This window comes from Pseudomonas parafulva NBRC 16636 = DSM 17004 (assembly GCF_000730645.1).
GTDB classification, from domain to species: Bacteria; Pseudomonadota; Gammaproteobacteria; order Pseudomonadales; family Pseudomonadaceae; genus Aquipseudomonas; species Aquipseudomonas parafulva.
On record NZ_BBIU01000017.1, the window covers coordinates 26,689 to 43,939 of the forward strand.

General features: G+C 62.4%; 18 protein-coding genes. 13 read left to right on the forward strand and 5 right to left on the reverse strand.

Annotated features, from left to right (window positions below; all coding sequences use genetic code 11):
* Nucleotides 1-26 precede the first annotated feature (26 nt).
* Entirely contained in the window at nucleotides 27-836 is an 810-nt protein-coding gene (locus tag PPA02S_RS12715) for a class I SAM-dependent methyltransferase (protein ID WP_028633773.1), read from the forward strand.
* A 27-nt stretch (nucleotides 837-863) separates the two neighbouring features.
* Here PPA02S_RS12715 and PPA02S_RS12720 read toward each other — a convergent pair whose 3' ends face one another.
* Entirely contained in the window at nucleotides 864-1,646 is a 783-nt protein-coding gene (locus tag PPA02S_RS12720; RefSeq protein WP_028633772.1) for an IclR family transcriptional regulator, read from the reverse strand.
* Between the two features lie 151 nt (nucleotides 1,647-1,797).
* Between PPA02S_RS12720 and PPA02S_RS12725 the strand changes: the two genes are divergently transcribed.
* The 5 genes from PPA02S_RS12725 to PPA02S_RS22670 all read left to right on the forward strand — a co-directional run bounded on the left by PPA02S_RS12725 (nucleotide 1,798) and on the right by PPA02S_RS22670 (nucleotide 5,763).
* The gene (locus PPA02S_RS12725) at nucleotides 1,798-2,556 is read left to right on the forward strand and encodes an ABC transporter substrate-binding protein (RefSeq protein WP_028633771.1); all 759 of its coding nucleotides are present in this window, start codon (nucleotides 1,798-1,800) and stop codon (nucleotides 2,554-2,556) included.
* Nucleotides 2,557-2,601: 45 nt separating this feature from the next.
* The gene (ehuD, locus tag PPA02S_RS12730) at nucleotides 2,602-3,258 is read left to right on the forward strand and encodes an ectoine/hydroxyectoine ABC transporter permease subunit EhuD (protein WP_028633770.1); all 657 of its coding nucleotides are present in this window, start codon (nucleotides 2,602-2,604) and stop codon (nucleotides 3,256-3,258) included.
* Complete coding sequence (locus PPA02S_RS12735) at nucleotides 3,255-3,998, forward strand: amino acid ABC transporter ATP-binding protein (protein WP_028633769.1); 744 nt, start codon at nucleotides 3,255-3,257, stop codon at nucleotides 3,996-3,998. Before ehuD ends, PPA02S_RS12735 begins: the two co-directional genes overlap by 4 nt.
* Nucleotides 3,995-5,281: an NAD(P)/FAD-dependent oxidoreductase gene (locus PPA02S_RS12740; RefSeq protein ID WP_028633768.1), complete on the forward strand. Its 1,287-nt coding sequence runs from the start codon at nucleotides 3,995-3,997 to the stop codon at nucleotides 5,279-5,281. Before PPA02S_RS12735 ends, PPA02S_RS12740 begins: the two co-directional genes overlap by 4 nt.
* Nucleotides 5,282-5,364: 83 nt before the next feature.
* Complete coding sequence (locus PPA02S_RS22670; protein WP_080667859.1) at nucleotides 5,365-5,763, forward strand: GFA family protein; 399 nt, start codon at nucleotides 5,365-5,367, stop codon at nucleotides 5,761-5,763.
* 37 nt (nucleotides 5,764-5,800) lie between these two features.
* On the opposite strand, the gene PPA02S_RS12745 is transcribed toward PPA02S_RS22670, so the two are convergent.
* Nucleotides 5,801-6,694, reverse strand: coding sequence for a LysR family transcriptional regulator (locus tag PPA02S_RS12745; RefSeq protein ID WP_028633767.1), 894 nt, complete (start codon nucleotides 6,692-6,694; stop codon nucleotides 5,801-5,803).
* A gap of 109 nt (nucleotides 6,695-6,803) precedes the next feature.
* On the opposite strand from PPA02S_RS12745, the gene PPA02S_RS12750 reads away from it, so the two are divergent.
* From PPA02S_RS12750 to uvsE, 6 genes are all read left to right on the forward strand, one after another.
* Nucleotides 6,804-7,865, forward strand: a complete 1,062-nt coding sequence (locus tag PPA02S_RS12750; RefSeq protein WP_028633766.1) for a YeiH family protein — start codon at nucleotides 6,804-6,806, stop codon at nucleotides 7,863-7,865.
* A gap of 103 nt (nucleotides 7,866-7,968) precedes the next feature.
* Entirely contained in the window at nucleotides 7,969-9,342 is a 1,374-nt protein-coding gene (gene ppnN / locus PPA02S_RS12755) for a nucleotide 5'-monophosphate nucleosidase PpnN (protein ID WP_028633765.1), read from the forward strand.
* A 155-nt stretch (nucleotides 9,343-9,497) separates the two neighbouring features.
* Nucleotides 9,498-10,004 (forward strand): (2Fe-2S)-binding protein, encoded by a 507-nt coding sequence (locus PPA02S_RS12760; protein ID WP_028633764.1) that lies wholly within the window; start codon nucleotides 9,498-9,500, stop codon nucleotides 10,002-10,004.
* The gene (locus tag PPA02S_RS12765) at nucleotides 10,001-11,002 is read left to right on the forward strand and encodes an FAD binding domain-containing protein (RefSeq protein ID WP_028633763.1); all 1,002 of its coding nucleotides are present in this window, start codon (nucleotides 10,001-10,003) and stop codon (nucleotides 11,000-11,002) included. Before PPA02S_RS12760 ends, PPA02S_RS12765 begins: the two co-directional genes overlap by 4 nt.
* Entirely contained in the window at nucleotides 10,999-13,191 is a 2,193-nt protein-coding gene (locus PPA02S_RS12770; RefSeq protein ID WP_028633762.1) for a xanthine dehydrogenase family protein molybdopterin-binding subunit, read from the forward strand. The genes PPA02S_RS12765 and PPA02S_RS12770 overlap by 4 nt, the downstream gene beginning before the upstream one ends.
* A 27-nt stretch (nucleotides 13,192-13,218) precedes the next feature.
* Nucleotides 13,219-14,232: a UV DNA damage repair endonuclease UvsE gene (uvsE, locus tag PPA02S_RS12775; RefSeq protein ID WP_028633761.1), complete on the forward strand. Its 1,014-nt coding sequence runs from the start codon at nucleotides 13,219-13,221 to the stop codon at nucleotides 14,230-14,232.
* A gap of 20 nt (nucleotides 14,233-14,252) precedes the next feature.
* On the opposite strand, the gene PPA02S_RS12780 is transcribed toward uvsE, so the two are convergent.
* The 3 genes from PPA02S_RS12780 to PPA02S_RS12790 all read right to left on the reverse strand — a co-directional run bounded on the left by PPA02S_RS12780 (nucleotide 14,253) and on the right by PPA02S_RS12790 (nucleotide 16,306).
* Nucleotides 14,253-14,474, reverse strand: coding sequence for a hypothetical protein (locus tag PPA02S_RS12780; RefSeq protein ID WP_042141717.1), 222 nt, complete (start codon nucleotides 14,472-14,474; stop codon nucleotides 14,253-14,255).
* Between the two features lie 141 nt (nucleotides 14,475-14,615).
* The gene (locus PPA02S_RS12785; protein ID WP_028633760.1) at nucleotides 14,616-15,320 is read right to left on the reverse strand and encodes an SDR family oxidoreductase; all 705 of its coding nucleotides are present in this window, start codon (nucleotides 15,318-15,320) and stop codon (nucleotides 14,616-14,618) included.
* 80 nt (nucleotides 15,321-15,400) lie between these two features.
* Nucleotides 15,401-16,306, reverse strand: a complete 906-nt coding sequence (locus tag PPA02S_RS12790) for a LysR substrate-binding domain-containing protein (RefSeq protein WP_028633759.1) — start codon at nucleotides 16,304-16,306, stop codon at nucleotides 15,401-15,403.
* Nucleotides 16,307-16,709: 403 nt separating this feature from the next.
* On the opposite strand from PPA02S_RS12790, the gene PPA02S_RS12795 reads away from it, so the two are divergent.
* Nucleotides 16,710-17,159, forward strand: a complete 450-nt coding sequence (locus PPA02S_RS12795) for a GNAT family N-acetyltransferase (protein ID WP_028633758.1) — start codon at nucleotides 16,710-16,712, stop codon at nucleotides 17,157-17,159.
* The last annotated feature ends 92 nt before the right edge of the window (nucleotides 17,160-17,251 follow it).

The window sequence follows — 17,251 nt, forward strand, 5'->3', positions numbered from 1 at the left end:
AGCCCGACTCAGGACGACATTCGACAATGATTTCTTTCAAGGACGTGATAACCGGAAATCGCGATGCCTGGAACGCGTCTGCGGCCCTCCATCGAAAAAGTGCAACTTGGCAGCATCTCGTCGAGAACGTAATCCGTGATGACTTTTCCTGCCTGGACTCGACGCTGACCGCGGCGCTCGAGCAGGTCGGTCTCTCTCAGAAATCGGTTGTGCAACTTGGGTGCAATAATGGCCGGGAGGCGCTTTCACTTTTTGCCCTCGGCGCCACTCAGGTGGTCGGTGTGGATCAATCCAGTGAGTTTCTAGCGCAGGCCAGGGAGCTGGCAGCGCTGTCGCCGCACTCGCCAGTGTTCATCGAAGCGGATATTCACAATCTTCCGAGCGATCTCGATGGCCGGTTCGACGTAGCCCTGATAACTATCGGCGTCCTCAACTGGATGCCAGACATGAGGGTATTTTTCACTCATGTTGCCAAGGTGCTGAAACCGGGTGGCGTCCTGCTGGTTTATGAAACCCACCCGTTTCTAGAGATGCTGAACCCTGGATCGGTCGATCCTTGGCGGGTTGAGCACTCCTACTTCCAAACAGAACCCTTCATAGAGACAAGTGCGATCGTGTACGAAGGGGAAGGTGCGGAAATTGAACATCCATCGTATTGGCATATTCACACCCTGGGTGAGGTATTGACCGGCATAGCCAAGGCTGACTTCAGGCTCATCCGTTTCACTGAATTCCCCCACTCCAACCGTGAAGAGACTTACGCTGTTTATGAAGACCCGCGCACCCAGGTACCGATGTGCTTCATCCTGATTGCAGAAAATCGCTCGGGTGTCTGACGCACCAGGTGAACGCCTCAACAGTGCTCACAACTGCAACGCCCGTATCGAAGTTGTAATCGCCCGCGCGCACTCCAGCACTGCGGGCCCTAGCCGCCGCTCCGCTTCCTCCACCGTCCACCGGCTGGTGGGCGCCACCACGTGCACTGCCGCCACGGGCAAACCCTCGCTGTTGCGCACGGGCGCCGCCAGGGCCATGTCCCCGAGGAACAATTCCTCGCAGTTGGTCGAAAACCCGTCCCTGCGCGCCAGGTCGACTTGCTCGATGATGTCGTCCAGGCCAACCCGTGTCTGGCGCGTGTGCTGCACGAAGGTGCAGCCGCTCAGGTGTTCATGGGCCTGCTCGCGCGGCAATGCGCTCAGGTATGCACGCCCGGAGGCCGTGCAGTACATGGGGATACGGCTCCCAAGGGGCATATGGATGGGGATGAACTTGGGGCCCACGAACCGGGCCACGTAGATCATGTCGTCTGCCACCGGCTCGGTCAGGTTGGTGGTTTCGCCGGTCACCTGGGCAAGCTCTGCCAAAAACGGGTTAGCCACGTCTACCAGGGTGTTCGATGCCAGGTAGTTGTAACCAATCTCCATCACTTCGGGCGTTAGCTGAAAACGCTTGGTGATTGCGTTCTTGCGCACGTAGCCAAGGGCCTCGAGGGTGTGGACCATGCGCTGGGCGGAGCTTTTATTGATGCCGGCTGCCTGGGCAACTTCAGCCAGGTTCATTGTTCTGCGCCGCGCATTGAACGCCTTCAAAACCGCCAACCCCTTCTCAAGGGATTGATTAAACAGGGCATTTTCAATGTCACTCACGGTTTTTCACCCCATGCATATCGGTATGCGATATTTATAAATCTCTTTACGATCTTTGTAAATCAATTATATTCGACTCAAGGCCCCTGCCCTGATCCAAGGCCTCACTCTTTCGATAACGACAAAAATCACGAAATCAGGAGTCCACCCCATGCGTTCACAACTTCGTGCACTCACTTGCGCTGCAGCCCTGGCAGCCAGCTTCATTACCGGCACTGCCTTCAGCGCAGACACCTACCGGGTCGGTGCCACCGCCACCGGCGTGCCTTTCACGTTCCTGGATGTGAAGAGCAACCAAATACAAGGGATGATGATCGACTCAGCGCAGGCCATCGCCAAGGCAGGCGGGTTTGACGTGACCATCTTGCAGAACAACTTCTCGGCACTGATCCCCTCACTCACGGCCAACAAGATCGACATCATTTCTGCAGCCATGCTTAAAACCCCAGAGCGGGAGAAAGTGGTGCAGTACTCCAAGCCGGTGTATGAGTACGGCGAGGCGCTGGTGGTCAACCAGGATGACAACGGCACGTACACCAGCATGGACGACTTCAAGGGTGAAGTGGTAGGCGCGCAAGTCGGCACGGTGTTCATCGACGAGCTCAAGCGACGTGGCATCTACAAGGAAGTCAGGGGGTATGACTCCATCTCCGACCTGCTGCGCGACCTGGCCCTGGGGCGAATCAAGGCGGGCTTTGCCGACAAGCCAATCCTCACTTACCAGGCGTCTCAAGGCCTGCTGAAAAAAGTACGCCTGGTTGACGGCTACAAACCCAGCCTCAACGGCGAAGTGTGCCTGATCGTACGCAAAGGCGACCAACAGCTGCTGGAACAGATCAACCGCGGCATCGATGCGGTGAAAGCGGACGGCACGCTGGATGCGATCATCGCCAAGTGGCACATCAACTGACGCCATCACGCGCGTCAGGCGCCTACCGGACAAGCGGGTACTTCTATGTTTCTGCAGAACGCTCTGGACTTTCTCCCTGTGTTGCTGGAAGGGGCAGTGGTCACGGTTAAAGTGACTGCGCTGTCGTTCATTCTAAGCTCGGTCATCGGGCTGGTGTTTGCCCTGATGATGGTGTCGAACAGCAAGCTCATCGCCAGGACCGGCTACACACTCGTCAACATCATCCGCGGGCTGCCGATCATCGTGCAGCTGTTCTACATCTACTTCGTGCTGCCCGACTTCGGCATACAGCTGAGTGCGTTTCAAGCGGGTGTGATCGGCCTGGGCATCGCCTATTCGGCTTACCAGGCCGAGAACTTCCGCGCGGGTATCCAGGCAGTGCAGCAAGGGCAGATCGAGGCCGCCGAATCGATCGGCATGCGCGGGGCGATGATCATGCGCCGGGTAGTGCTGCCACAGGCCTTCAAGATCGCCCTGCCACCCTACGGCAATACCCTGGTGATGATGCTCAAGGATTCCTCGCTGGTGTCCACCATCACCGTGGCGGAAATGACCCGGGCCGGCCAGCTGATCGCATCGTCCACCTTCGAGAACATGACGGTTTATACCTTGGTGGCCCTGCTCTACCTGGCGTTGAGCCTGCCACTGTCGTATGGGTTGCGGCGGCTGGAAGCCCGCCTTGGGACGAGGAACACTGCATGATCAGTATCAAGGCGCTGCACAAAAGCTATGGGTCCACCCGCGTGCTCGAGGGTATCGACCTGGAAGTGAACAGCGGCGAAGTGGTGTGCCTGATCGGGCCCTCCGGCTCGGGCAAGTCCACCCTGCTGCGCTGCATCAACGGCCTGGAAACCTACGAGGGTGGCGACATTCTGGTGTCGTCCGAGCGGGTAGACCGGCACGCCAGGTCGATCCACACCATCCGTACCGAAGTGGGCATGGTGTTCCAGCGCTTCAACCTGTTCCCACACCGCACTGCCCTGCAGAACGTGATGGAAGGCCCGGTGTACGTGAAGAAAGAGAGCCCGACCGCCGCCCGCGCGCACGCGGTGGAACTGATGGAAAAGGTGGGCCTTGGCCATCGCCTGGATGCCTACCCGGATCAACTGTCGGGTGGCCAGCAGCAACGCGTGGCGATTGCACGGGCCTTGGCCATGCGGCCCAAGGCGATTCTGTTCGACGAACCTACCTCCGCGCTCGACCCCGAACTGGTGGGCGAAGTGCTGGGCGTTATGCGCACCTTGGCCAAAGAGGGCATGACCATGGTAGTGGTCACCCACGAGATGGCCTTCGCCAGGGAGGTTTCCGACAAGGTGTGCTTCCTGTACGGCGGCAAGATCGTGGAAGCGGGTGTGCCCCAGGATGTGTTCGGCCGCCCTGCTCACCCGCGCACCCAGGATTTCCTGCGCCGTCTTCTCAACAGCAGCGAGCCACAGGCATGAGCGTACAGTCATTTTCCATGCCCCCGTCCCTGTGGGCTGCCACGGCGCAGCCAGGGCCGCAAACGCCGCCGCTGACAGAGGACAAACAGGTCGATGTGGCCATTGTCGGGGCCGGTTATACGGGCCTCACCACAGCGCTGCATTTGGCTAGCGCCGGCACAGCCACCTGCGTACTGGATGCAGGTGAGCCAGGCTGGGGTGCCTCGGGGCGTAACGGCGGGCAAGTGATTCCGGGCCTGAAGTACGACCCGGACGAGCTGATGAAGCTGTTCGGTGATGAAAAAGCGGAGGCGATCATTCGCGTTGCCGGGGGTGCTGCGGATGAAGTGTTCAAGCTGATCGACCGCTACGGCATCGACTGCGATGCGGTACGCCAGGGCTGGATACAACCTGCCTGCACCCCAGCGGCCATGCGCGCCATCGAACAGCGGGCCCAGCAGTGGCAGCGCAGGGGCGTTGCGGCTGAGCTGCTCGATGCACGCGGCGCTGCTGCCCGCATCGGCAGCCAGGGCTACCTGGGCGCCTGGGTCGACCCCCGCGCCGGCAGCGTGCACCCGCTGAAGCTGGCACGGGGGCTGGCCCGTGCCGCACTCCATCACGGCGCTGCAATACATGGCCGTACCCGCGTCACCGGCCTTAAACGCGAGGGCAGCCAATGGGCGCTCACCACCGAACAGGGCGCCCGGGTCACCGCGCACCGTGTGGTGCTGGCGACCAACGGCTATTCGGATGACCTGTGGCCCGGCCTGAGGCAAACCCTCATCGCGGCCAACAGCTTCATCGTGTCCACACCGGTGCTACCCACAGCACTGGCGCAGCAGATCCTGCCGCAGGGCGAAGTCTGCTCGGATGCCCGCCGCTTGCTGCTGTACTACAAAAAGGACGCGCAAGGGCGGCTGCTGCTAGGCGGCCGCGGGCCGTTTTCCGAGCCGCGCTCACCAGACGACTTCAACCAGCTCAAGCGCGCCGTCACGGCCTTGTTCCCGCAGCTGGAAGGGATCGGCTTCGAGCATCACTGGAGCGGCAGGGTGGCACTGACCCGGGACTTCCTGCCGCACGTGCACGAGCCGGCGCCAGGGCTCAGCATTCTGCTGGGCTACAACGGCCGCGGCATCGCCATGTCGACAACGCTGGCCCGGCATTTGTCGGGTCACCTGCTGGGCGCCTCGAATGACCTGGTGTTTCCGGTCACGCCCGTCAACCCGATCCCGTTTCATGGTTTGCAGCGCCTGTACCTTGGCGCGGGCATTGCCTGGTATCGGTTGCTGGACACCTTTGGTTGAACGGTCAGCTGAACAAATAGCCGTCGCAGTGGCGCCGCTGCGGCTAAGCTTGCATCTCTCGCACACGCTGAAGAGGACTGGGTATGCAAAGCACTGCCTACGAAGGTGGCTGCCTGTGCGGCTGGATCAGGTACAAAGCCCTGGCCCCCGTGATACAGCCACACACCTGTTCGTGCAAAACGTGCCAGCGTCATACCGGTGCCGTGACGGCGGTATGGGTAGAGTTCGCACAGCAGAGCGTCTCATGGTTGGGTGCGGGTGGCGTGCCTTCCTTATTCAGGTCATCAGATTTCTCTAGCCGGGCGTTTTGCAGCCGGTGTGGCAGTTCCGTCGGAGCCATTGACGATGATTCGACGGTCGCATTGCTCGTGGGTGGTTTTGACGACAATGACCTGGCAGAGCTGCAACCGAGGTTTCATGCGTTCGAAGACAAGCAGCCCCGGTGGTGGTGTGACGCCGGCACGAGATCGGGGCTGCTATAGGTTGCAGAACAAACAGCACTGATGTCCCGTACACCGCTCAACGCGCTTCAGACCCCACCTGCCCGATACAGAGCTCGTAAAACCGCGCTGCCACCCGCGATGGGCTGGCAGCATGGGGCATCAGGATTGAAAACCGCCTGACCAGCGCCTGTGGCGCGATGGGTATTCTGCACAGGGCGCCATCCTCGTGCCGGATCGACATGGCCGATACAAAGCCGATGCCCATGCCCGCACGCACCGCCTCCTTCACCCCTTCTACCCCCGCAATCTCCAGGGCCACTCGCATCGCCACCCCACTGCGGGCGAAGGCCCGCTCAACGATCTGCCGCACCCCGGAGCCACCCTCGCGCAGCACCAGCGGGTAAGCCCCCAGTGCTGCCATGGTTTGCGAAGCCGTGCCAGCCAGCGGGTGGCCGCTAGGCACGATGGCGACAATCTCGTCTTCGCGCCACGCTGTGACCTCGGTGCCCACGGGCAATGCCTGGCCAGCCGGGCCCTCGATCATTGCGATGTCTACGTTGTCCAGCGCTGCCAGAATCTCGGCAGTGTTGCCCTGGGTGGTGGTGATGAGCACGTCAGGGTAGCGCGCCTGGAAGTCGGCAATCAGATAGGGCAGCAGGTAGCTGGCTGGCGTGGTACTGGCACCGATGCTCAAGGTGCCCCGCTCCAGCCCGCGCATGGCTTCCCGCAGCGCCTGGGCCTGGCGGTAGGTGTCGCGCAGGCGTGTGGCGTGTGCCAGCAACTGCAGGCCGGCGTCGGTGAGCTTTACCCCGCGGCCCGCCCGTTGATACAGAGGCTCGCCAAAGGTCTCCTGCAGCACCTTCAACTGCCCCGACACGGCGGGCTGGGACAGATGCAGTGCCTGCGCCGCGTGGCTGATGTTGCCATACTGGGCGACGGTGGCGAAGGTTATAAGCTGGTCTGGTGTCATGAAAGTAAAGTATCAGCTGTGGAGATATTTGCCATTTCAAATTGCGATTTTTTATAAGCTTATAACCAGATTATCGTGGCCCTGTCTTATCCCCTGCCAGGTGAATGCCATGATCACGTCTTCCACCCCCTCGGCGGCAACCCCGGTACTGACCACCCGCGGTCGGCTCAACGGTGTGCTGTTCGTGGCACTCTTCGCCCTCGCTGTCACCCAACTGGCCGCCATGCCCTTCATCGCCGGCCTTGGCATCAGCCCGCTGATCGTCGGCATTGTTGCGGGTGCCCTGTATGGCAATGCGTTGCGCGAGGGGCTGCCGGCCAGCTGGGCTGCAGGTGTGAACTTTTCTGCACGCGGCCTGCTGCGTATCGCCGTCGCCCTGTTCGGGCTGCGGGTAAGCCTGCAGGAGATCGCTCAGGTGGGTTGGCCAGGGCTGCTGGTGTCTGTACTGGTGGTGGGTAGCACACTGTTGATCGGCCTGTGGTGCGGCACCCGGCTGCTGGGACTGGACCGCGACACAGCCCTGCTCACGGCCGCAGGCAGCGCGATCTGCGGCGCTGCGGCAGTGCTGGCATTCGAGTCGGCGCTGCGCAGCGCGCCACACAAAAGTGCCATGGCGGTGGGCAGCGTGGTGCTGTTCGGTACCGTGTCAATGCTGCTGTACCCGGTGCTGGTCAACAGCGGCTGGCTGCACCTTGATACCCTGGCCGCCGGGCTGTGGGTGGGCGGCACACTCCACGAAGTGGCGCAAGTGGTGGGAGCAGCCAGCAACATCAGCCCGCAGGCTACCCATATTGCCACGATCGTGAAGATGACCCGGGTCATGATGCTGGTGCCGGTGCTGCTGCTGGTGGGTGTGTGGGTGAACCGCACACGCCAGGCCGGGCTGGCCCAAGGTAAAGGCCGCATCAACGTGCCGTGGTTCGCCTTTGGCTTCCTCGCACTGGTGGTGGTGAACTCGCTGCAGGTACTGCCGGCAAGCTTTACCCAGGCCGTAAATGGGTTGGACACCTTCGCGTTGACCATGGCCATGACTGCCCTGGGCATGGAGACGCGTATCGATCAGATCCGCCAGGCAGGGCCGCGGGCACTGATTACCGGGGCGATCCTGAACCTGTGGCTGCTGGTCGGCGGCCTGGGCATCACACTCGGCGTGCTGAAGCTGCTGGGGTAATGGGCCATTTGGAGGCTTTTTTTCTACCCCCCTCGTTGCCGCCCACATTTCTCGGTATGGTGTTGTCAAAGAAGGATGTTTTACCCGCACAGGAAAGACTTAGATGCCTCAACGCCATGTCATCAATGCATCCGTCAGCCCCAAAGGCAGCCTGGAGACGCTGTCACAACGTGAAGTGCAGCAACTGAGCGAAGCCGGCTCCGGCAGCCTCTACACCTTGTTCCGCCAGTGCGCCCTGGCCATTCTCAACACCGGCGCCCATGTCGACAATGCCAAGACCATCCTCGAGGCCTACCAAGACTTCGAAGTGCGTATCCACCAGCAGGACCGTGGCGTACGCCTGGAGCTACTGAACGCCCCCGCCGACGCGTTCGTCGATGGCGAGATGATCGCCAGCACCCGTGAAATGCTGTTCAGCGCCCTGCGCGACATCGTCTACACCGAGAGCGAACTGGCCAGCCAGCGCATCGACCTGGAAAGCTCCCAGGGCATTACCGATTACGTCTTCCACCTGCTGCGCAACGCCCGCACCCTGCGCCCGGGCGTGGAACCGAAGATGGTGGTGTGCTGGGGTGGCCACTCGATCAGCACCGAGGAATACCAGTACACCAAGAAGGTCGGCCACGAGCTGGGCCTGCGCAAGCTGGATATCTGCACCGGCTGCGGCCCGGGTGTGATGAAGGGCCCCATGAAGGGCGCCACCATCGCACATGCCAAGCAGCGCATGCCGGGCAGCCGTTACCTGGGCCTGACCGAGCCGGGGATCATCGCCGCCGAGGCGCCTAACCCGATCGTCAACGAGCTGGTCATCCTGCCGGATATCGAAAAACGCCTTGAAGCGTTCGTGCGTGTCGGCCACGGCATCATCATCTTCCCGGGCGGTGCGGGCACGGCGGAGGAATTCCTCTACCTGCTGGGCATCCTCATGCACCCGGACAACCAGGATGTACCGTTCCCTGTGGTACTGACCGGCCCCCGTAGCGCCGAGCCCTACCTGCAGCAATTGCATGCGTTTGTCGGCGCGACCCTGGGCGAGGCAGCGCACCGGTTCTACCAGATCATCATCGACGACCCGGCAGAGGTTGCCCGGCACATGGTGGAGGGGCTCAAGCAGGTGAAGCAGTTCCGCCGTGAACGTAACGATGCGTTCCACTTCAACTGGCTGCTCAAGATCGAAGAAAGCTTCCAGCGGCCGTTCGATCCCACGCACCAGGCAATGGCCGACCTGGCGCTGCGCCGCGACCTGCCGCCGCACGAACTGGCGGCGAACCTGCGCCGGGCGTTTTCGGGCATCGTGGCGGGTAACGTGAAGGACAAAGGGATCCGCCTGATCGAGGAGCACGGGCCCTACCAGATCCGCGGCGACAGCGCTGTGCTGGACCCGCTGGGGCGTTTGCTGCAGGCGTTTGTCGACCAGCACCGGATGAAGTTACCCGGTGGGGCGGCGTACGTGCCTTGTTACCAAGTGGTGACCTGACCCACCCAACTGCCGCTGCATAAAAGGCAAACCACAGTACTCACGGGCAAAAATAACTGCGCCTGGGCACACAGGCTGAACGTTCCTGGCCCCACGCAAGTCGCAGCACTAAGACACAGACCACTGTGCGCACCCGACCCGTGAGGACCTGCACCATGACCGCAACCCCTGACCAGGGCGCCCTACAGCGCCCTTTGCAGATGACCATCAACGGTGAGCACAAAACGCTGACCGTACACCCCTGGACCACCCTGCTCGACCTGCTGCGCGAACAGCTGGACCTGGCCGGCACCAAGAAAGGCTGTGACCACGGCCAGTGTGGCGCCTGCACGGTACTGCGCGATGGCAAGCGAATCAACGCCTGCCTGACCTTGGCGGTGATGTGTGAAGGTGCCGAGCTGGTCACTATCGAAGGCCTGGCCGACGGCGACCGCTTGCACCCCATGCAGCAAGCCTTCATCACTCAGGATGCGTTCCAGTGCGGGTATTGCACCCCAGGGCAGATCTGCTCGGCGGTGGGTCTTGCCAATGAAGGGCGTGCCCACAACCGCGATGACATCCGTGAACTGATGAGCGGCAACCTGTGCCGCTGCGGCGCCTACAGCAACATCGTTGCTGCGGTGGAAGAAGCCTTGCCCTTGATCAAAGGGGCACGCCCATGACCCCTTTCAGCTATCACAAGCCGGCGTCACTCGATGAGGCCGTGAGCCTTGCAGGCCCGTCATCACGCTTCATTGCCGGGGGCACCAACCTGGTCGACCTGATGAAGGAAAACGTCGAGCGCCCTGAACACCTGATCGACATCACGGGGCTGGCCCTGAAGGCGATCGAGGAAACGCCCGAAGGTGGCGTAATGATCGGCGCGCTGGTCAGCAACGCCGACCTGGCCTGGCACCCGCTTGTCGAAGCGCGCTACCCCTTGCTGGCCCAGGCCATTCTGGCCGGCGCGTCCCCGCAGCTGCGCAATATGGCCAGCACCGGCGGCAACCTGCTGCAACGCACCCGTTGCTATTACTTCTACGACACCGGGACCCCTTGCAACAAGCGCGAGCCAGGCAGCGGATGCCCCGCGCGCCAAGGCCTCAATCGTATGCACGCCATCCTCGGCGCTAGTGATGACTGCGTAGCCACACATCCTTCGGACATGTGCGTGGCACTGGCCGCACTCGCGGCAGTTGTGCACGTTCACGGGCCCGCAGGGGCGCGGCAAATACCGTTTGCCGATTTCCATCGCCTGCCTGGGGACACGCCGCAGCGCGACAACCAGCTTGCCCAGGATGAGTTGATCACCGGCATCGAGCTGCCCGCTGAGCCGTTTGCAGCGCACTGCCGCTATATCAAGGTGCGTGACCGCGCTTCGTATGCCTTTGCCCTTGTGTCGGTGGCGGCTGCGTTGCAGATCGAGAAGGGAGTTATTCGCGAGGCGCGCCTGGCGTTGGGTGGTGTCGCACACAAGCCATGGCGAGACCCGGCAGTGGAAGCCCTGTTGCAGGGTAAACCCGCCAGCACCGAGCTGTTCACTCACGCTGCCGATGCCCTGCTGCAGGCGGCAAAGCCGCTTGCCCAGAACGGCTTCAAAGTGTCGCTTGCGCGCAACGCCATTATCCGCGCACTGAGCGAGGCCTGCGCAGCCGACAACAGCCTGGGGGAGATGCAATGAACAGTGTCGTGGGAACACCCATGGACCGCGTGGACGGCGCGGCCAAAGTCACCGGCCAGGCCCGTTATGCCGCCGATTACCCGCAAGAAGGCCTGCTGCATGCCAGCGTGGTGTCCAGCACCATCGCCCGTGGCCGGGTGGTGAAGGTGAACAGCGAAAAGGCCCTGCAAGTGCCGGGCGTGGTCGCCGTGCTGGACCATACCAACCGGCCGCACGTGTCCAGCTACGATGACGACTACAGCGACGACGACGCCGCCGAAGGCTCGCCCTTCCGCCCATTGTTCAATGATCGCGTACTGTACAGCAGCCAGCCGCTGGCGCTCGTGATTGCAGACACCCTGGAGCTGGCCCGCTACGCCGGCTCACTCGTGACCATTGAGTACAGCCAGCAAGCGCATCAATCCGACTTGCTCGCTGCGCTACAGCAAACCCACGAAGCCCCCGCTGAAACACCAGAACCTCGCGGTGATTTTGCAGGGCATTTCGCGGGGGCCGATGCCAAGGTGGACGTGACCTACCTGACCGCCAACGAGCATCACAACCCCATGGAGCCCCACGCCTCGACGGTGTGCTACCAGGCCGACGGCAGCCTGGTCATCCACGACAAAACCCAGGGCACGCAGAATTGCCAGGAATACCTGCACAACATCTTCGGCCTGCCCAAAGACAAGCTGCGGGTCAAAGCGGCTTTCGTCGGTGGCGCTTTCGGCTCCGGCCTGCGCCCGCAGTACCAGCTGCCGCTGGCGGTGATGGCCGCGCTGCACCTCAAGCGGTCGGTGCGGCTCACCCTCACGCGCCAGCAAATGTTCACTTTCGGCTATCGCCCACGCACCCAGCAACGCCTGCGCCTGGGCGTGGATAAACGCGGAGCCCTGGTCGCCATCGGGCACGATGCCATCGGCCAGACATCGCGCTTCGAAGACTTCACCGAACACCTGGTGGAGTGGAGCGGCATGTTGTACCAGTGTGACAACGTGGCGTTGAGCTACCGCCTGGCGCCGCTGGATGTCTACACCCCCCTGGACATGCGCGCCCCAGGCGCAGGCTCCGGGGTACTGGCATTGGAGTGCGCGATGGACGAACTGGCCAGTGCCGCCGGGCTGGACCCGGTGGAACTGCGCAAGCGCAACTTCGCCAGCCACAATGGCAACGAGGGCAAGCCCTACTCGAGCAAGGAGTTGCTTGCCTGCTACGAGCAGGGTGCCGAGCGCTTTGGCTGGGCCCGGCGGCAGGCCACGCCCGGGTCCATGCGCGACGGTAACCAGCGCATCGGTTGGGGCATGGCGGGTGGTGTGTGGGAGGCCATGCAGATGAAGGCCAGTGCCAAGGCCAGCCTGGACAGCACCGGGCACCTGACTGTCAGCAGTGCGACCACTGACATCGGCACAGGGACGTACACGGTGATGACCCAGATTGCGGCCGATGCCGCGGGTATCGACGTAGGTAAGGTGACGTTCAAACTGGGCGATTCTTCGTTGCCTACCGCGCCGTTGCAAGGGGGCTCGTTCACCGTGTCTTCGGTTGGCTCTGCGGTACGCCAGGCGTGCCTGACGTTACGCGAGCGGCTGATCGAACGTGCCCGCCAGCAGCGGCCTGACTTGGCAAGCGAAGCGGATACCGCTTTCACCCTTGAAAACGGCCAGGTGAAGGCCGGCAAGCATTCAGTCCCGTTGGCTGAACTGCTGGCCGTGGACCCGCAGCAATGCCTGGAGGTGCAGGTCGAAGCCAACCCGGACGACAAGCGCAAGCCCTACTCCACCGCTACCCACTCGGCCGTGTTCGTGGAGGTGCAGGTGGACGACGACCTGGGCACGGTCCGCGTTACCCGAGTGGTCAGCGCGGTGGCGGCCGGGCGCGTTGTCAACCCAAAGACCGCACGCAGCCAGATACTCGGAGGCGTTGTCTGGGGCGTCGGCATGGCGCTGCATGAAGAAAGCCAGACCGACCATGCCCTGGGGCGCATCCTCAACCACAACCTGGCTGAGTACCATGTGCCGGTGAACGCCGACATCGGCGACATCGACGTCATCTTCGTCGAGGAAGACGACCGCGTGGTCAACGCGCTCGGTTCCAAGGGGGTGGGTGAAATCGGCGTGGTGGGGGTGGCGGCAGCGGTGGCCAATGCCATCTACCATGCCACCGGCAAACGCGTGCGTGAGTTCCCCATCACGCTGGACAAACTGATCTGAACGGGCTGGGCCCTCTGGAGCATTCCCATGTCACGCTTGGGCTTTGCCTGTATGTACCGGCACCCTCACCGCAGCCTGGCGGTGAAGGCGCTGGAAACCATCGAACGCACGTTCAACCCGCGGACCACCACCTTGCGTTGGGTCAGCGGGGCCAGCCAGGAGGCGGCCCGCGCCAAACTGCTCGAGCTGGTGCAGCACAACCTCGACGCCCAGCTTCGGCTGCTGGCCTATGTCAGCGAGCTGCCCCCTGCCCTGCGCATGTTGCGGCTGAGCAGTGACCTATTGCCTTTGTACAGCCACCCCAGCGTGGCGCATGTGTACCAGGAAGCCGATTTTCAGGGTCTGATGGCTGAGCGGTTTGCGGCGATCGGTGCCCTGGCGCGCCAGCAGGATATTCGGCTGTCGTTCCATCCTGGCCAGTACTGCGTACTGGGCTCGGATCGCCCGGAGGTGGTGGAGAACAGCCTTGCCGAGTTCGAATACCACGCAGACATGATCCGCATGATGGGCTACGGCAAGGTATTCCAGGACTTCAAATGCAATATCCACATTGCAGGCCGCCTGGGGGGTGAAGGCATCCGGCATGTGTGGCCGCGGCTGTCTCAGGTGGCTCGCAACGTGATCACGTTCGAGAACGACGAAAAAACCTATGGCCTGGATGACTGCCTGGCACTGGCCGACCTGGCACCGGTGGTGCTGGATATCCACCACTGCTGGATTCACGAGGGCGATTACATCGACCCCGCCGACCCACGGGTGGCGCGGGTGATCGACAGCTGGCGCGGTGTGCGCCCCACGATGCACTACTCGCAACCCCCTGAGCACCTGCAGGCATTAGGCTTCACCGCCGAGCGCAAACTTGTGATGGATGAGTTGCTGGCGCAGGTGAACAAGCGCGACCTGTATGCGCACAGCGCAATGATGTGGAACGACTGGACCAACCGCTACGCGCTGCAGTTCACCCAATGGTTCGACATCATGTTCGAATGCAAGGACAAGAATCTGGCAACCCTGGACTACTACCACCGTTACCTGGCCTGAGCTACGGCCCCCGGCAGCCTTCACTCGCTGCCGGTTCGGCCCTCGGTTTCCACACAGCCATTGCGGCACGTGCACTCGTATTCCGCCTGCGCGCGGGTGGGCAGGTTCAGGCTCAGCCGTATTTTGTCCTGGGTATCGTAGAGGTCATACCCTTCCCCCAGTGCGGATGGAAAGCCGATGCGTCGTGGGTGTATTTCTCGTATCAACGGTACAGCGGGAACCACAACGAAGCGCGTCTGCATGATCGTCCCTCTCCGGCAGTACCTTAGTATTAGTCCTGCTATGAGAAAGCATCAAGCATACTCATGCAATTAGGCGCCCGATTGCCGGTTGCACTGACCTACGGTTAGTGGCTGGCCCTGACGCATCGTTCAACGGCAGTTTCAGACGCTGCGGGTAAGCCCGCCATCCACCCTGATGTTCTGGCCTGTTATATAGGCGGCGCCGTCGCTGGCCAGGAATCCGACCGTGGCGGCAATCTCACCGCTGCTGCCGTAACGCTTGAGCGGCACGCTGTCGCGGCGCTGATCGGTGGCGGGCAAGCTGTCGATCCAGCCTGGCAACACATTGTTGATGCGAATGTTGTCGGCGGCGTAGGTGTCGGCGTAGATCTTGCTGAAGGCAGCCAGGCCCGCGCGCATCACCGCCGAGGTGGGGAACAGGTCACTGGGTTCGAAGGCCCAGGCGCTGGAGATATTGATGATGACCCCGCTTTGCTGACGCTGCATCACCGGTGTCACCAGCCGCGTGGGGCGGATCACATTGAGCAGGTAGGTATCCATGCCCAGGTGCCAGTCGTCATCACTGATGTCTAATATCGGCCCCCGGGGGCCATGGCCGGCACTGTTGACCAGTACATCGATGCGGCCCCACTTGCGCACCACTCCCTCGACAAGGCGCTGGAGGTCATCTACCGACTGGTTGCTGCCAGTGATGCCGAAGCCACCCAGCTCCTCAGCCAATGCTTCGCCCTTGCCAGATGACGACAGGATGCCGACCTTGAAACCGTCCTCGGCAAGCCGGCGGGCTGCCGCTGCGCCCATGCCGCTACCGCCTGCCGTGATGATCGCTACCTTTTCAGTTGCCATGTTGCCTCCAGTATTCGCGGTAAATGCGTGAACTCACGGTAGCAGCGATACCAAGGTGCAGGTAGGCAGCCGGCACTGGGCTAGGCAGTAGGTTTTCTATCGACGGCTTCGGTTTGCAACCAGTCGATCACCGCCTGCAACGTAGGGTGAGGCCGGCCCTTGCGCGGCCAGACCAGATAGAACGCCTTGTCCAGCTGCAGTTGCTGGGGCAGCGCCAACGCCAGCCTGCCGGCGGCAACGTCGTCGCAAATAAACGCGTAACTTGCCAATGCGATACCCTGCCCGCCCACCGCCGCCTCAATCGCCAGCGAGGTCTGGTTGAAACGTACTGATCGGGCCGCGGCCGGCGGGTGGCCGGGGAATGCCGTGGCGCAAAACGAAGGCCAGAAGTCATGCGCATCGTGCAATGCCACGTAGCGTTGCAACGCGGCAAACGTCTCTGGCGGCCCGTTTTCGCTTAGCAACCTTGGGCTCACCACGGCAACGATGGGCTGCTCCATCAGCAGCAGGGTTTCCAGCCCAGGGCCAAATGGCGGACGACCGTAGCGCACCGCCAAGTCCACGCCATCGGTATGAAAATGTGAAAGCCGGTCGGTGGCCAGTACCCGCAGGTCAATCCCAGGGTGTAGCTCTGCAAGCTGGCCCAACCGTGGGATCAGCCATTTGGAGGCGAACGTCGGGGTCACGCTGACCGTAAGGTGCAAGGCCGCCGGCCGCAGCGACCGTGTTGCATCGTCGATCATGGCCAGGGCGCTGCGCACGCTGTGGCTATAGGCACGCCCTGCATCGGTCAGCCCGAGCCCGCGTGGCAACCGCTCGAACAGGCGTACCTGCAGGGTGGCCTCCAGCCCACGCACCTGCTGGGCAACGGCCGCCTGGGTTACGCCTATTTCTTCGGCCGCGAGGCGAAAGTTGAGGTGACGGGCCACCACTTCAAACACCCGCAGTGCGTTGAGCGATGGCAGTTCAGGGAAACCGACAGGCATGGGTTGAGTATCTGGGGCTGAAGGAGGGTTTGCAGGCTAGCGGCAATGGGGCGGGAAGTCGATCTTGGCCTGGGATGGCAGCGCAGGGTTTCGGATTTTCCAAGGCCGGCGCCCCCATGCCTACCGGTTTGCGGGTAGACGGGTGTGTAGGCTTACAGGTGCCCGCCTTGAGGGTTTTTTCGCCTGTGAGATCGAGCGCCGCCCGCGCGGCGCATCGCGAGCTGCGCTCGCTCCTACATTTGTTTCGGGCCAGTAACGGCTGTGTGCAACGCAGCCTGCTCCAGCACCAAGTGCCTGCGGATATTTGGCGTGACGGCAAGGCTACTTCTAGAATGCCCCCACACTCGCCCCCGAGGTGACCGTAAACCGCCCTGCTGACCATTTGCCGAAAAGGACCTCCCCCATGCAAATACGCCCGCTCTGCCCAGACGACCTGCCCCACGCCAGCGCCTTGTGCCTGTCAGCATTCACCCAGGCTGTTGCGCCCACGCTATCGGCAGAGGGTGTGACCACGTTCAGCGGGCTGGCTACTGCCCAAGCTTTCAGGGAACGCCTGCGGGGCGACAACGTGATGCTGGCCTGCGTGGCAGAGGACGAACTGGTAGGCCTGGTGGAACTCAAGGAGGGCCGCCACATTGCCATGTTGTTTGTCGCCCCGGATTGGCAACGGCGGGGGGTGGGCGCGCGCCTGATCAACGCTGCGCTAACCCACGCCAGAACTGATGTGGTCACCGTCAAGGCTTCGCTGAATGCGGTAGCGGCGTACCAACGGTTCGGCTTTGCGTTGGCAGGCGATACTGGCGAGTTTGCCGGCCTGGTCTACCAACCGATGGAGCGGCGCCGGCACGCCTGAAGTACGCCCGATAGACGAAGATTGGATCGGATCGCCCTCGCACCTGTCTACCTGAAGGCGAACCGGCCCAACTGCTGTATGGTGGCCCGCCA